We start from the raw sequence: 15,128 nt of genomic DNA on the forward strand, positions 1-15,128 counted from the left end.
AAAAGGAATAAATCATCGTTCGTTGACTATCCTTGAAATTTGCATCTATGATCGCGAAAACTCGTTAATAAACCTAACGAATCACAATAACAATACCAACGAGAGCGCAATCATGGCCTTTGAATCATGCAAGCCACTCCACCATCGGGCGAAACCACCTGTCGTCCGCATCGATCTCACCACCACAGAATCAAGGTATTTCGGGGGTGACTTATGAAGCCTGCTCGTAACCACGGCGTAATCACCGTGGCGTTGTGTTTCATCGTCGCACTGCTCGAAGGCGTGGATATTCAATCGGCGGGAATCGCAGGGCCAGGAATTGCCGCTCACTTCCAACTGGATAAGGCGGAGATGGGCTGGGTATTCAGTTCGAGTATTTTGGGCCTGCTGCCTGGCGCATTTATTGGTGGGCTACTAGCTGACAGGATCGGACGAAAGACAGTGCTCATTGGCTCCGTCCTGCTGTTTGGTGCCTTTTCTATCGTCACCAGCATGGCTTGGGATTTGCCAAGTTTGCTGTCGGCAAGGTTCATGACTGGGCTGGGGCTTGGAGCTGCCCTACCCAACTTGATCGCGCTGTCATCCGAATCGGCTCGAGAGACTGGGCGCGCAACTGCAGTAAGCCTGATGTATTGCGGAGTACCTTTAGGAGGAGCGACCGCTTCGTTGGTAGCGATGCTTGGTGGGGCTGAGCAATGGCAGTTGGTTTTCCATGTCGGTGGGTGGGCTCCAATAATCGTCGCGCCGGTGCTCTACTTTTTCTTGCCTGAATCTTCTTCGTACCAAGCAACGACCAGATCACAGAACGCTCAACCCCGTACTGGTATTGCAGATGGTTTGTTTGGAAGGGGCCAGGCAATGCCGACCCTGCTTTTGTGGATCAGTTGTTTCTTCACTCTGACCGTTGTCTACATGTTGCTGAACTGGCTTCCCACATTGCTGGCGGGCCAAGGGTTCAGTCGATCAGAAGTTGGGACAGTTCAAACGCTACTGAATCTGGGAATGGCTTCCGGCTCCATTCTCGCCGGCGTACTCCTCGATCGCTGGAACGCCATCAAGCTCGTTGCCTTGATCTATGGCGGCATGCTGCTGGCACTGCTCGGCTTAGGAATATCAGCCAGCTTCGTAAATATGTTGATGGCCGGATTTATCGCTGGCTTTTTCGTACTCGCCGCGCAGTTGATCCTGTATGCCTTGGCTCCACAGTTCTATCCCTCCGCGATTCGGGCGACAGGAGTCGGCTCGGCAGTAGCAATAGGTCGTTTTGGCTCCATGAGCGGCCCTTTGATTGCCGGTCAAATGCTTGCGTCAGGTACCGGAGTGGCAGGACTGATGCTGGCGGCATCTCCAGGAATTTTGGCCGCGGCTGCAAGCGTCATTGTTCTACTTCGTAGAGAAGAACGGAAAATGGCGCTGAGAATTGCGTAACGCTTGAACGCTTCATAGGCGACTGAGTAGTCGCCATGCTCTTTCGACTCATTTAAAAATAATAATAGAGAATTCAATCATGAAAGCGGCTCAGTACGTAACTGCGCTGCTGCTTTCGCACGCGACCTGCTCTATAGCGAGCGGCTTCGTCGAGGACAGCAGCGCCACACTCGCTCTTCGAAATTTCTACATGGATCGTGACTTTCGCGACGGTAGCGGACAATCGCAAGCTCAGGAATGGGCTCAAGGCTTCCAATTTAATTTCAGCTCGGGATTTACCCCAGGGACGCTTGGTTTCGGGGTAAATACTTTAGCTATGGCAGGGTTCAAGCTTGACTCTAGTCCTGACCGCACAGGCACAGGCTTACTCCCTTATGACACCAGCGACCGAGAGCCACGCCCCAATTACAGCAAGGCAGGCGTAGCAGGGAAGGCACGAATCTCGAAGACCGAACTTCAAATAGGGAGCGTCACGACCCTGGTGCCGGTCGCATTCCCTGTGACTGCTAGATTGTTTGCCCCTTACTATGAGGGCGCAACCCTCCAGTCAAAAGAGATCGACAATCTGACAATCAATGCAGCCTCATTTGATCGGCAGATTTATCGCGACTCAACCAACGGTGACAAGCTAAGGGTAAGTAGTCCTAATAACCGGTTTATCGGCAGTGCTGAGTCCGATTCGTTTTACTATGGTGGGGCCGAGTACCGGTGGAATCCTTCTTTGAAGACTAGCTACTACTTCGCGCAGCTTCAGGACATCTATACGCAGCATTTTGTAGGCGCTACCCACAAAGCGGCCATCGGCAGCGATTCGCTCATTACAGAAGCTTATTTGTTTCGGAGCTTGGGCGATGGTGCAGAACGTGCAGGCAACGTCGACAATTACAACTTCAACATTAACCTAAGCTATCGCCATAAGGCTCACACCTTCAGCTTGGGTCATATGCGCCTCTCGGGCGAAAGCGCGATGCCTTATCTTGCTGGCACCGATCCGTACCTTATCGTTGGTGGGAGCCTCGTTTCAGAGTACATAAATCCGGACGAGCGCGTTTGGCAAGCCAAGTATCAATACGACTTTGCTGCGATGGCGATTCCTGGATTAACCGGCATGATCCGAGTTGTTCGAGGTGATAACGTTCACCTCCCACAATATGACTGGTCAGGCTCCGAATGGGAACGAGACATCGAACTTGCCTACGTTATTCAGCAAGGCACTTTCTCAGGCGTCGCCTTCCGTGTTCGACAAGGCCACTACCAGAGCGATTTTGCTCGTAACGTTGACGAGACAAGGCTCAACATTGATTACACGTTTAAGCTATGGTGAGCTAGCAATGAACTGTCGACCCTAAGCAGCCATCCCTGCAGGCTGCTTAGGATTTCCAATGTTACCAGGGCGTTCCAACAGACAGCTTGTCGCGGTTCTCACCAACGTACAACGAAGGGAGGAAGCGAGATAAAAACGTGAACTCGTTGTAACAATGCATAAGCAGCGCCTGACCAAATTCTTCGGGCACCATTTCGGTAATAGTTTCCGCTCCCAGTCCCTGGGACACCAGGTCTTGCCCTAGGTAAAAATGGCTTCTGAGCACAAGTCCCCAGCTTGTGTCCCTTCCTATGTGTAACAACCGCCCCCCTAGTAGGCGACCCTCGTTGTCTCGTTTGGAAAGCCCTTCCTCAGGCGAAATACGAGCGCAGATCGCCGCGGAAACCCGCTTATCACGCTTCGCTCGTTCGTATCCGTCCGGTTCAAAAAACTCATGAGGATGGCGAAATTGAATCGCCAGCTTCTGAGAAGGCAGGCCTGAGAAATATTCTTCAGCTAAATGGATTGAGCCAATATGGGTATCAGCCGTGCCCTCAATCCAATGACTCGCAACATGATCGACAGGGTGCCACCAAATGTAGCGTTGAGTATCGGGTCTCGACCGGAACCACCATTCAAACATTTCACCTGAGCAACCGTGCATGTCAGTCCGGCAAGCGACATGCAGCACTCCGCTTTCCAGGCGCTCGAATCCTGTTTCGAGTTTCATTGGAATACTTTCAAGCAACGCGGAAACCTGGTTCAGCTCCATGAGCCGCTCCTTAAAATTATTTAAAGTCAGACACGTGCAGCATTCAGGGTTTCTTGAATCGCAGACTTACATTTATCCAACGCGAGGGTCAGCTCTTTAAAGTCGCGAGAGAAACGTGACGCCGGGACGGTGATGCTCAATGCATACTGAAGACCCGCCGAATCGTCGACCATGGTGCCTACTGCACTGACGTCCTCGGAGTGCTCTTCAAAATCGTATCCGTAGCCAGTAGCCCTCACCTCTTCCAACTGCCGGATCAGCTGATCGATATCGGTGATGGTATTAGCGGTATGCCGACGCATCTTGCCGAAAAGCAGATTTTTTACCTGTTCATCAGGCAACTGAGCGAGGTAAGCCTTGCCGTGGGCTGTGCAATACAGAGGGAACATCGCCCCTACTGATGACACGATCCGAAGCTTCCGATCTGACACAACTTGATCAATGAACAGAAATTGATCTTCAACGAGCATCGATAGATCGACGGTTTCGTTGACCTCCCTGGCCAGCGCCTGGAGATGAGGACGAGCAACGTTTTTCACGTCCATTCGGGCCAAGCTTCCTAAGCGTGCAATGGTAGGCCCAAGCTTCACACCCTGTTGAGTTGCAGACACCAAGCCCTCGCCCTCTAACGCATAAACTATGCGCTGTACCGTGGAGCGTGGAAGATTCACTCGCGCCGCGATCTGCCCCAGGCTCAAGCCATCGAGCTCCGCCCCTAAAGCATTGAGCACCGCAGCAGCACGAGCGATAACCTGAATCCCATTTTCTCGAGAAACTTTGCTACCAAGTGGGGTAGGTTCATCTCCATAAATCGTGCTGGAGGCATGCACCAGATTTTTCAGGCTCTCGGTCATGCTATTGCTTCTCCGATATATAGCGATTTCAATCTGGGGTCGTGCTTCACGCTCCGCGCGTCCCCGGTCAACGCGATTTTTCCATGCTCAAGCACGTGAACCTCGTCCGCCAATTCCAGCGCCCTAGCGACATCCTGCTCTACGATCACCAAGGTGAGTCCGCTTTTCTTAAGCTCCATTAAGGCCATGTACAACCTATCCATCATTACCGGTGCGAGCCCGAGACTAATTTCGTCAAATACAATCAGTCGCGGACGTGCCATGAGGGCCCGACCAATTGCCAACATCTGCTGTTGACCACCGGACATCGCAGTCCCCCCATCATGACGTCGCTTATGGAGATCAGGGAACAAAGTGTAGATACCATCGAGGCGATCCAGGCGCTGATTCCTAGTGAGACCACGGGTACTGATTAGCAGATTTTCCTCCACTGTTAGGTTAGGAAAAATCTTCCGCCCTTCTTGGCATTGTGCGATGCCCAAGCGAGACCGTTCATAGGGCAGACTCAAGCCCGCATCTTTTCCATCGATTCTGAACTGTCCAGCGGTTGGTCTCAGTACACCGCTGATGACGTTGGCCAGGGTACTTTTGCCCGCACCATTGGTGCCCAATATGGCTACAGTGCTGCCCGGGAAGACTTTAAGACTCACCCCTTGCAGTACCTTCGCCTGACCGTAACCAGCGTGAACCTGGAGGAGCTCCAGCAAAGGCTCACTAGGCTTCAGACATTCTGCATCGTCCAAGACGGCTTGTGGCAGCACGCCGACAGGGGACGTAGTTTTCTGTTCCTGGGGGCTTTCAGTATCTGATTGAGAATGTCGATTGGCGGCATTCCCCAGGTAAATTTCGACGACCTCCTTACTCGCTAGCACATCGCTGGTTGGGCCCTCGGCAATCTTTTTGCCAAAGTTTATAACCAGCGTCCGATTGCAACACTCTCGAACCACTCTTAGCACGTGCTCGATGATGATGATCGAATCGACCTTGTCTTTTAGAGAAAGAATTAGCTCAATTAGCTCACTGACTTCACTGTCGATCAGGCCTGCCCCCACTTCATCCAGAAGTAGGAGTCGCGGTCGGATAGCCAGCGCTCTGGCAATTTCCAATCGCTTGCGCCGTAGCAGCGGAAGGTCTTTTGCCAGCCAATCTTTTTGTTCAAGCAAACCGGTACGCTCGAGAATCTCCTCACAGAACGCTTTAGCCTCTCCAGCGCCAATAAGGGGGTGAAGAGCGAATTGGGCCGTTAGCAGATTCTCCATAACCGACATATTTAAGAAAGGCCGAGGTACCTGATAGGTACGGCCAATACCAAGACTAGCCCGGTAAGGCGCCTGTAGCCGGGTTACATCATTGCCTTCGAAGTAGATCCGCCCGCCGCTCGGCGACAATGCTCCTCCCAGCAACCCGATGAACGTAGATTTGCCCGCTCCATTCGGGCCGATAACACCGCAGACATCCCCCTTGTGAAGCTCGAAGGAAATGCCTTGGATGGCATGTACGCCACCATATGATTTCTTAAGGTCTTCGGTACGAAGCAAAGAAGTAGATGCTGGGACGGTAGTATCCACCTCGCATTGATGTTTGATCACTTCACACCTCCCTGCGCCCGACGGTTGAAAGTTCGCTCAAGTAAACCGGCAAGCCCTTGGGGAGCGAAGCGGATGATCACAATCAAAGCGAAGCCCATCAGTAGAAGATGCACTGCGGGATAGTCGGCAAGCGCCTCGCTGAGTGCAACAACCAGTACGGCGCCAACGAGCGAGCCAAATCGCTTACCTTGACCACCAATGATCACGACCGTCAGCACATTTACCGTCCACTGAAGACCAAACATTCCATAGGGTTCGATGACACCCAGTTTTAGTGCCTGTAACCCTCCCGCAAGCCCTATCAGAAAGCTAGAGAGAGCAAAGACACCCAGTTTCACGCGAAACGCCCGGACACCTGCCTGTGCAGCAGCATCTTCATCATCTCGCACAGCACGAAGCAGCACTGAAAAGCGTCCCTGGGTACCAATCTGCATCAGCATCGTAGTTAAGACCAAGACGCCGAATGCCATCCAAAACAGTGCTTTAAGAGATGGCGAATCCTTGGCAAGAAAAATCCCAGTTGCGCCGCCAAAGTAGTCGGAATTCACCATGAACATCCTGAGCGCCTCGGCTAGAGCCAACGTGCCTACGGTGAAATAAAGCCCTCGCATCCGGAAGACTGCTCTGGAAACCAAAAGAGCTAACACCATTGCCGCAATACCTGCGGCAAATACCGCTACTGACAGCGACGCGTCAAATCGATTCATCAAACCGACAAGTGTGTAGCCGCCAATTCCTACAAAGGATGCAGTACCCAGCGATACCAGTCCCGTATAGCCAGCCATTAGATTCCAGGCCTCGGCCATGATGAGCAGAAGCAAGAACTGGAACCCGACTTCTAACACATAATTCCCAGCGGAAAGGCCAGACGCACCAATGACGATAAGCGCCATCAGCATCAAACCGCCGCTTTGGATTTTCAGCGTCTCAACCGACGGAACTTTCGTGGTTTTTGCGATGATCTGCCCCATTACGCAGCTCCTCGATTGAACATGCCAGCAGGACGAAAAGTCAGAACGACCAAGAAGAGAGTCAGGCCTACCAGGTCGCGATAACCGTCTCCCAGCGCCAAAGCACCAAAGCTCTGGAGAACTCCAAGGACAACCCCGCCAATCAACGTGCCGGGTATGCTCCCTAAACCACCTAAAACAACAATCGTGAAAGCAGTCAGGAGATATCCCGCACCAGTGGTTGGAGTGAACGCGAAGGCCGTACCGACCAACACTCCTCCCATTGCTGCGCAGCCAGCACCCAGGGCGAAAGCTAGCGAGTGAACCCGTTTCACGTTCACCCCATTGATAGAAGCGGCTATGGGGTCACTGGCGCTCGCCCGCAGCTCACGACCAAAGTGAGTTCGGGACGTTAGCCAGTACACGGCACCGATTGCGACAATCGACACAGCAAATCCTATTAAATAACTGGTCGAGATGGTCAAACCGCCAACATGTATTGCTGTAGATGCGTAAGGAAGGTCAATAGCACGCGTGTCTGCACTGAACACGAGCAAATACAGGTTTTGCAGGATGATGGAGACGGCAAACATGGTCATCATCGATGCTTCCATGCCCTTCCCCGCCAATGGCGTTATTAATATTCGCTGCAAAGGGTAGGAAAGACACCCTATGGCACCTCCAATCAAAGGCAATGCCCATAGGGGATCAATTCCGAACCGGGTGAGGAGGAAGTATCCCAAGTACGCTCCGCCGACCAACAGTTCGCCATGAGCGAGATTTACTAACCTCATCACACCGAGCGCGATAGAGAGCCCGAGAGCGGTCAGTGCGAGGGTTCCACCCAGCAAAACACCTGAGGTAATGCTGTTTGCAATAACTTCAAAGGTTGGCATGTCAGCCTCCTACTGCGTGACAGCGAAAATTACGCCGGTGGTTCGCTCTTGGGGCCACACGACGATTGGTTTACCCGCTTGCCACTGCACGATCGCAGTCGAAATCTTGGAAGTATGATCAGCTGCGAACTTTACAGGCCCCACTACATAGCTTTTATCGGTGGCGGCTATCGCGGTGTTGATCGCATCCCGATCAACACTGCCGGCGGCCTCAATGGCGTCCAACAGCACCTGTGCCGCAGCATATGAATCTGCAATATGCTGGCTGAAGCTGGAGCCTGACTCGCGTTCAAAACGATCGCCCAGCGCTTTCGATCCTGGATACGGAAAGCTCGGATCCCAATAGCTACCGACCATCACCCCATCTGCTAATTTGCCGAGGGCTGTTGCGAATTGCTCTGGCTCTGCGCCTTTTTCCATGAAGAGCACTGTTGGACGCAACCCTGCGGTTTCCATCTGCTTGCGAATGGCAACTGCCTGCGGCGTAATTGCGTTGACCAATACGATGTCGGCTCCAGAGTCTTTCGCCTTCATGAGCATTGAGCCGAATTGGGTGTTGTCGATCGGGAAAGATTCCTTCACCACAATCTCGTAACCTGCTTCGGCCGCAGCTTTTGGCCAGTACTCACCGCCAACAGCAGTGCCATCGGGCCCGTTGTCATGAAGAATTGCGATCTTCCGATTAGTCGGTATCGCGAGTTCTTGCAGCATCTTAAAAGGAGCTTGAGCGACGTCTGGTTCATCGAAGAAAATCGACCAAACATATTTCCATTGCCGAACGGAGCGAAAGCTCGCAAGCGGACTACAACCCGTGACCATTGGTATTTGACTGCGTTCGGCCATTAGACCTCCGGCATTAACCAGCGCGGGTGTACACGAACCTAGTAATGCCACCGCGTTATCTCGATTGATAAGCGTCTGAACATTTCGGGATGTGGTGACCGGATCGGTTTTGTCGTCCCGAACAACCAATTGCACCAGGCGCTTCTCACCCTTGATCGACACCCCGCCTTTCTCGTTGACGTCCGCAACAGCAGCTTCATAACCCCAACGCTGATAACCCCCAAAACCTGCGAGCGGCCCGGACAATGGTAACGATGCGCCAATCACGATTTTGTCCGACGCAAAAGCAGCGTGATGACACACCAGAACCAACGCCATCACTAAAAAAAGCTTGAAACGAAAGCTGTCAATCGAGTTAATTTCACGAGCCATTTCGATCACCTAACCTGTGTGGTAGTCAATGCAGTGCGATTGAGGGGGTTAGAAGTAAATCAACGCGTCTATCGAGAAAGTGGTTTGGTGTTCAGCGCGGCCGGCACCGTAAGCGCGCACACCATCGTTGTCTGACTGCCAGTCATATCGAACTTCCGGACGCACCACTAAATGGGGATGGAGATTCAGGTTGGCGCCAACGGTCACGGCGTTATATGACCCCGCGACTGTTGTCGTAGGCAGCAGTGCAAATCCGTCTGGATCTTCGAATCGTTCGACTCGTACGCCGTACTCAACCAACTTGCTGCTTTTGTATCGCAGCGTGGCATTTGCGCCGCGGTAATGTGCACCCGAGAAGGGCTGGCCAGTGATCAAGTCGATCGAATGATCGGCGTTACCTCGCTGCTTGCCACTAAGGCCCTCCACCGCCAACATCCAACGCTCATCGAAGTGGTGACGAACCAGCAACGAATGGTGATCTCGCCGCAGCCCTGTGTCAGATAGGATCCTTGAGACCGGCATTTGAATGTCGTGATCCAAATCGTTTTGTTCGTCCCCGCTCATGAAGCTGTAATCAACCCAGGTTCGCATGTCAGGACTTCTCCAGCGGAGAGCTCCCAAAGCGCTTTTCTGAGCATTGTTGTCTTGCCAGTTCTGACGTCCATTCACGACGCCCAACTCTGCTGCGAGCAAACCGTAGTTGTTACGGAACACATTCGTGGAGACCAGTACGCCAGCAACTTGATCGGGCTGCGACACAAGCGCGTAAGTGTGGGTGTAAAAGAAGTTAGGACTAGGACGCGTTGCCGGAGGAATCTCGTACCCAACCCCAGAGCCGAATCGGCCGACAGTCACTGCAAGCCCATCCAATACAGGCATATAAAACTGCAGATATGCCTGAGGCGCCGCCAGATAGTTCTGATGGCTAGTAGCAGCCTTTACTGAGTCCTCATTGCCAGGTCGGTTGATCGCCCATTGCTGATCAAAACCATACATTCCCGCCATCAAGCCATTGCGGCCGTAAATTAATTCGGCTGTGAAACCCCAAGAGAACTCTTCGGGCTTAGGCCCAGGGAGCGGAGTGATTCGAGGAAGGATGTTGGATTTTAGGGATTTCTCAGCAGTCAGCTGGATTCCATTGAGCTGAAACCCCTCATCATTTGCACCAACCACCGGATAGTTGGTATGGCCATCATTTGGCGACCACCCGGCATCGGAAGCGTCATTGTGAGACCAGCCAATCTGAGCCACGCCTTTGATTCGAACACCCGAAGACTGTTCGAAGTCATCTCCAAACATGGATCGAGCTAAAGCGCCGTCTCCCCATGCTTCTTCTTCGGCTCCTTGCGCCCACACACCGACCGAGCTTCCTAAAAAGCTCGCCGCGACACACGACATGAAGACACATCGATACTTAGACATTTCAACACCTTTCTTATTTTTATCGTGGAATTACACGCAATTCAAAGCCACGGCTTAGAGTATTCCTCTAGCGTGAGCCTAATTATTTCGCGGATGTAAACATAGGAACTGGCTACTAATAACCAGATTAAGAGACAGCCTGCCCCCAAGAGAAGGACAGTCGATTTAAAGCGTTTAGTTTTGAACATGTGAGGCCTCTTATTTTTATGTTGACCGCATTGCGGTACACACCATCCACATGAATAAAAGACTATTTCTCACCCCTTTGGTTGTCAACACGAATCGATGACAGGTCATCGCCACAACACTCAACGAGCATGAAAATAATCGTCGTGATGATGATTTATTACCATTATTTTCAATAGTTTAGGTGAATTTAATGACAAAGAAATTAATCTAGTTCAGTTACATTCTTATGTACCTGCAGGACTTAGTACCGGCGTACACAAACATAAAACGATTAGGTTACTATCTAAACTTACATTATAAAAATATGACGAAAACCCACAATGCGGTACAGCAACAAAACCGAAGCCAATTTTCTTAAAAAAATCTTCTACGTAAAAATTCTTTTAAATCAAGAAGTAGAACGCAAAACAAGAAGTCTTAGTCCGTAATTCCGTCAGATGGACATTGCACTTGTATTGACAGCAAACAAAGTTGCGATCAAAACTTTAACCACATTGCGGCGTTAATAACCGTAATGCGGTACACACCAAAAACAACATAAAAGGTGATACGAGATGAGTTCTTACCCTAAAGCCGCTCCAAGCAGCACAGACTCCGTCGAATTTTTCGAACTCAGCCATCCTTGGGGTCTCGGCGTTCCGAACTGGCCGTATTTCGAAGACGTCAAAATCGAACGTATTCACTACCACGCCAAATCTGGTGTCCTCACTCAGCGCATCACCACGGTGATGCATAGCGGTACCCATATCGATGCTCCTGCCCACGTGGTAGAGGGGACTCCCTTCCTCGATGAGATCCCTCTGGAGCGTTTCTTCGGCACCGGCGTAGTTGTGTCGATTCCGAAGAAGAAGTGGGAGGTAATCACTGCCCAGGACTTGGAGAATGCACGCCCTCGCATCCGTCCTGGCGACATCGTGATCATCAACACTGGCTGGCACCATCACTATGGTGACAACAGCATGTACTACGCATACTCGCCTGGCCTCTACAAAGACGCTGGGGAGTGGCTGGCCGCAAAAGGCGTGAAGATGGTAGGCGTTGATCAGCAGGCGTTAGATCACCCTCTCGCAACGGCCATTGGCCCACACGGTGTTGGCCCATTACTGCCGCGCGTTATGGAGGAATACAAAGAAGAAACTGGCCGAGAGGTCATCGAGGATTTCCCTCTGTGGGAGCCTGCGCACCGCGCCCTGCTTACTGCCGGTATTCCAGGCATTGAGAACGTGGGTGGTGATCTCGATAAGGTTACCGGCAAGCGCGTTACGTTTGCCGCCTTTCCATGGCGCTGGACGAAGGGCGACGGCTGCATCGTCCGCCTGGTTGCCATGGTCGATCCCGAGCAGAAATTCCGCATCGAAGCTGGCGCTGAGGAGTAAGGGCTATGTTCGTCACTCGCATTGAGGACGCACATCCCTATCAGCCTCCTGGGCATCACGACATCTACTGCTTGCGGCTGCAGGGGGCTGATGCAACCCCTGCTCGTGAGACAGTAGTGGGCCTTTCCCATCTGCTCCCCCAAGGTGGAGCGGTATGGGACGCATCTGGCCAAGAGAAGGTGTACTTCGTCTGCAGTGGCGAAGTCACCGTCTGCACTGATGACGAGGAAGTAGTCCTCAAACCATTTGATTCTTGTTGCATCCAGGCCGGTGAACGCCGTGCCGTGGTCAATCGAAGCAATCTTCCCGCAAGCATGCTGGTTGTGATGCTGCCCATTCCAGCGAAGGAGGTCTGAATGTCAAACAATACATCTGGACGATTTTCCGTGGCCGGTAAGGTCATCGTCATCACTGGTGCGACCGGAGCATTGGGAGCTGCCGCAGCGAAAGCTCTGGCGTCGGAGGGGGCCAAGCTCGTCTTGGTCGCAGGCACAAAAGACAAGCTCTCCACTCTCAGTGAAGAGCTTTCCGGCCAAGGCGCTCATATCCTCGCTATCTCAGCTCGTCCTGAATCAGACGAGATCACTCGCTCAATCATTGAGCAGACCATCCAACATTTTGGGCGTTTGGATGGAGTCTTAATTGCTTCCGGTGTTAACGACGTTCGACTGGCCTCTGATTTTCCTGTCGACGCATGGCAGGCAGTCATGGATGCGAACGTGAAGAGCTCATGGTTGATGGCTCGAGCAGCTGCCGATCAATTCATGCAGCAAGAGGGCGGTGGAAAAATCGTCTTCGTCTCGTCTACTCGAGGAAAGCTGGGGCACTCTGCTGGCTATAGCGCGTACTGCCCTTCGAAACATGCCGTGGATGGGCTTACCCGCTCCTTGGCGTGTGAATGGGGACGCCAAGGTATCCAGGTAAACGCCATCGCTCCCACAGTGTTTCGATCTCCTCTTACGGCATGGATGTTCGAAGACACAGAAAGGGGAATCAATGCCCGTACGGGTATGTTGGCCCGTATCCCGCTCGGTCGACTCGGCGAACCCGAAGATTTGGTTGGTGCTACGCAGTTCCTGCTCTCAGGAGCATCGGATTTCTGCACCGGTCAGATTTTCTATATCGATGGCGGCTATACCGCCGGCTAGGGATTAAACATATGACTACCCAAATCGCTGTTATAGGCTCCGGCCTAATGGGGGCCGGCATCGCTCAGGTTTTTGCCGCCAATGGATATACCGTACGGGTATATGACTCGTCTGAGGCCAGCCTTCAATCGCTTACGACTAAGGTTCGCAACGGGCTGCAAAACCTTGGACTTGATGATGGCCTGGCCGTGAACGTTAAGCCTTGCACTGAACTCAGCGAGGCAGTTGCGCAAGCTGATGTAGTGTTCGAGGCTGGCCCGGAAAAACTGGAAATAAAAAAGGAGATCTTTTCTGAGCTGGCAAGGTTGGCACCGCGAGAGGCAATCTTTGCAAGTAACACTTCTGTAATCCCGATCAGGTACATCGGCGAGCATCTTGATTCACAGGTTCGCGCCCGAATCGTAGGCGCGCATTGGTGGAACCCAGCACCGTTGATTCCTTTGGTCGAGGTCATTCGTACGGAAGATTCAGCTGACTGGGCGATCGACCGTGTTTATGACCTATTGCTTTCATGCGGAAAGCTGCCTGTTCGCGTAAACAAAGATGTGCCCGGTTTCGTTGGCAATCGCCTTCAACATGCACTCTGGCGCGAAGCCCACGCGATCATCAGCAATGGTGTCTGTGACGCTAATACCGTCGACCTTGTCGTCAAAAACAGCTTCGGCTTACGGCTGCCAGTATTCGGGCCTATAGAGAACGCGGACATGGTAGGGCTTGATTTAACCCTGGACATTCATTCGGTGATTCTTTCCGACCTGGACAAGTCCAGCCAACCTTTGCCAAGCCTCACTGAGCGGGTCAATCGCGGCGAGTTGGGAGCGAAGACAGGGCGCGGCTTTCTTGAGTGGCCTGCAGGGCGTCAAGCCGAAGTGACTGAACGGCTGAATAAGCACCTGACCCGGATGCTCAAGCCACAGACGGAGCGTCAGAAATGAGCAATCAAAAAATCATCGTGACATGCGCGATTACTGGCGGGATACACACCCCAACGCTGTCACCTCACCTGCCCTACACTCCTGATCAAATCGCAGAGCAAGCGATCGATGCCGCTAACGCCGGCGCCGCTATCCTTCATTTGCATGCACGCGATCCGGAAAACGGACGGCCGACAGGTGATCCGCAAGTATTTGGAAAATTCTTACCACGCATCAAGGAAGCGACTGACGCGGTGATAAACCTCACCACAGGCGGCAGTCCGGAAATGACGCCTGAAGACCGACTCGCCGCCGCGTTGAAATTCAGTCCTGAAATGTGCTCGCTCAACATGGGGTCGATCAACTTCAGCTTTCATCCGCTCGCGGGCAAAATCAAGGAGTGGAAGTTCGACTGGGAAAAAGATTACATCGCCACCAGCGACGCATTCATTTTCCGTAATACATTCCGCGATATTGAGCGCACGCTTGAGTTGATGCGTGACCATGGCACCCGTTACGAGCACGAGTGCTATGACGTTGGGCATCTCTACAACCTCGCGTTCCTCGTAGACAAAGGCTTACTGAAGCCGCCGTTCTTCATCCAGGGGGTCTTCGGCATTCTGGGAGGCATTGGATCGGATCCGGAAAACTTGGTCTTCATGAAGCGCACCGCGGACAAGCTGTTCGGTAAGGACTACGTGTGGTCAACACTCGCCGCCGGTAGAGCACAAATGGGGATGGTCACGCAGTCTGCGATGCTAGGAGGACACGTACGGGTCGGCTTGGAAGACAGCCTGTTCATCAGTAAGGGCCAGCTTGCTGTAAGTAACGCCGAGCAGGTTACCAAGATAAAGGCGATTCTCACTGAGCTAGGTTTGGAGATTGCAACGCCCGCCGAGGCTCGAGCGATCCTCGGGTTGAAAGGGAAAGATAACGTCAATTTCTGAGTTGCCTTTCAGCGCTCCCACTAAGCCCCTGCCCCGCCAGGGGCTTTTCAATGAGTGCCAAAATTCACCAGGTGCCGCATGCAACATCACATCATTCGTAGCCCTGGAGATCTAGCAAGCCCAAC

At 52.5% G+C, this 15,128-nt stretch carries 14 protein-coding genes; 7 read left to right on the forward strand and 7 right to left on the reverse strand.

Annotated elements, in window-relative coordinates:
- The first annotated feature begins 213 nt into the window (after positions 1-213).
- Together mhpT and M2400_RS21570 are read left to right on the forward strand one after the other, a co-directional pair.
- A complete protein-coding gene (gene mhpT / locus M2400_RS21565) occupies positions 214-1,428 on the forward strand; it encodes a 3-(3-hydroxy-phenyl)propionate transporter MhpT (RefSeq protein WP_259197926.1) in 1,215 nt (404 codons plus the stop codon).
- A gap of 79 nt (positions 1,429-1,507) precedes the next feature.
- On the forward strand, positions 1,508-2,752 hold the full coding sequence (locus M2400_RS21570; protein ID WP_259197928.1) for an OprD family porin: 1,245 nt from the start codon (positions 1,508-1,510) through the stop codon (positions 2,750-2,752).
- 61 nt (positions 2,753-2,813) lie between these two features.
- On the opposite strand, the gene M2400_RS21575 is transcribed toward M2400_RS21570, so the two are convergent.
- The 7 genes from M2400_RS21575 to M2400_RS21605 are packed head-to-tail and all read right to left on the reverse strand — an operon-like array spanning position 2,814 to position 10,429.
- The gene (locus tag M2400_RS21575) at positions 2,814-3,503 is read right to left on the reverse strand and encodes a DAPG hydrolase family protein (RefSeq protein ID WP_259197930.1); all 690 of its coding nucleotides are present in this window, start codon (positions 3,501-3,503) and stop codon (positions 2,814-2,816) included.
- A 26-nt stretch (positions 3,504-3,529) separates the two neighbouring features.
- Positions 3,530-4,357, reverse strand: coding sequence for an IclR family transcriptional regulator (locus M2400_RS21580; protein WP_259197932.1), 828 nt, complete (start codon positions 4,355-4,357; stop codon positions 3,530-3,532).
- Positions 4,354-5,946, reverse strand: a complete 1,593-nt coding sequence (locus M2400_RS21585; RefSeq protein ID WP_259197934.1) for an ATP-binding cassette domain-containing protein — start codon at positions 5,944-5,946, stop codon at positions 4,354-4,356. The genes M2400_RS21580 and M2400_RS21585 overlap by 4 nt, the downstream gene beginning before the upstream one ends.
- Positions 5,943-6,917 carry a branched-chain amino acid ABC transporter permease gene (locus M2400_RS21590; RefSeq protein ID WP_259197937.1) on the reverse strand — a complete coding sequence of 325 codons (975 nt, stop codon included), beginning with the start codon at positions 6,915-6,917 and terminating at the stop codon, positions 5,943-5,945. Before M2400_RS21590 ends, M2400_RS21585 begins: the two co-directional genes overlap by 4 nt.
- Positions 6,917-7,792: a branched-chain amino acid ABC transporter permease gene (locus M2400_RS21595; RefSeq protein WP_259197938.1), complete on the reverse strand. Its 876-nt coding sequence runs from the start codon at positions 7,790-7,792 to the stop codon at positions 6,917-6,919. Before M2400_RS21595 ends, M2400_RS21590 begins: the two co-directional genes overlap by 1 nt.
- 9 nt (positions 7,793-7,801) lie before the next feature.
- A complete protein-coding gene (locus M2400_RS21600) occupies positions 7,802-9,007 on the reverse strand; it encodes an amino acid ABC transporter substrate-binding protein (protein ID WP_259197940.1) in 1,206 nt (401 codons plus the stop codon).
- Between the two features lie 48 nt (positions 9,008-9,055).
- Positions 9,056-10,429 (reverse strand): porin, encoded by a 1,374-nt coding sequence (locus M2400_RS21605; RefSeq protein ID WP_259197943.1) that lies wholly within the window; start codon positions 10,427-10,429, stop codon positions 9,056-9,058.
- Between the two features lie 743 nt (positions 10,430-11,172).
- Between M2400_RS21605 and M2400_RS21610 the strand changes: the two genes are divergently transcribed.
- Genes M2400_RS21610 through M2400_RS21630 form a run of 5 tightly spaced genes read left to right on the forward strand, consistent with a single transcriptional unit; the run spans position 11,173 to position 15,003 of the window.
- Positions 11,173-11,994: a cyclase family protein gene (locus M2400_RS21610; protein WP_259197944.1), complete on the forward strand. Its 822-nt coding sequence runs from the start codon at positions 11,173-11,175 to the stop codon at positions 11,992-11,994.
- 5 nt (positions 11,995-11,999) lie between these two features.
- Positions 12,000-12,350 carry a cupin domain-containing protein gene (locus tag M2400_RS21615; protein ID WP_259197947.1) on the forward strand — a complete coding sequence of 117 codons (351 nt, stop codon included), beginning with the start codon at positions 12,000-12,002 and terminating at the stop codon, positions 12,348-12,350.
- Complete coding sequence (locus M2400_RS21620) at positions 12,351-13,142, forward strand: SDR family NAD(P)-dependent oxidoreductase (protein WP_259197949.1); 792 nt, start codon at positions 12,351-12,353, stop codon at positions 13,140-13,142.
- An 11-nt stretch (positions 13,143-13,153) separates the two neighbouring features.
- Positions 13,154-14,077, forward strand: a complete 924-nt coding sequence (locus M2400_RS21625) for a 3-hydroxyacyl-CoA dehydrogenase family protein (RefSeq protein WP_259197950.1) — start codon at positions 13,154-13,156, stop codon at positions 14,075-14,077.
- The gene (locus M2400_RS21630; protein ID WP_259197952.1) at positions 14,074-15,003 is read left to right on the forward strand and encodes a 3-keto-5-aminohexanoate cleavage protein; all 930 of its coding nucleotides are present in this window, start codon (positions 14,074-14,076) and stop codon (positions 15,001-15,003) included. The genes M2400_RS21625 and M2400_RS21630 overlap by 4 nt, the downstream gene beginning before the upstream one ends.
- Positions 15,004-15,128: the final 125 nt, after the last annotated feature.

Origin of the sequence: Pseudomonas sp. BIGb0558 (genome assembly GCF_024807515.1) — a bacterium.
In the GTDB taxonomy this organism is placed as follows: Bacteria; Pseudomonadota; Gammaproteobacteria; order Pseudomonadales; family Pseudomonadaceae; genus Aquipseudomonas; species Aquipseudomonas yamanorum_A.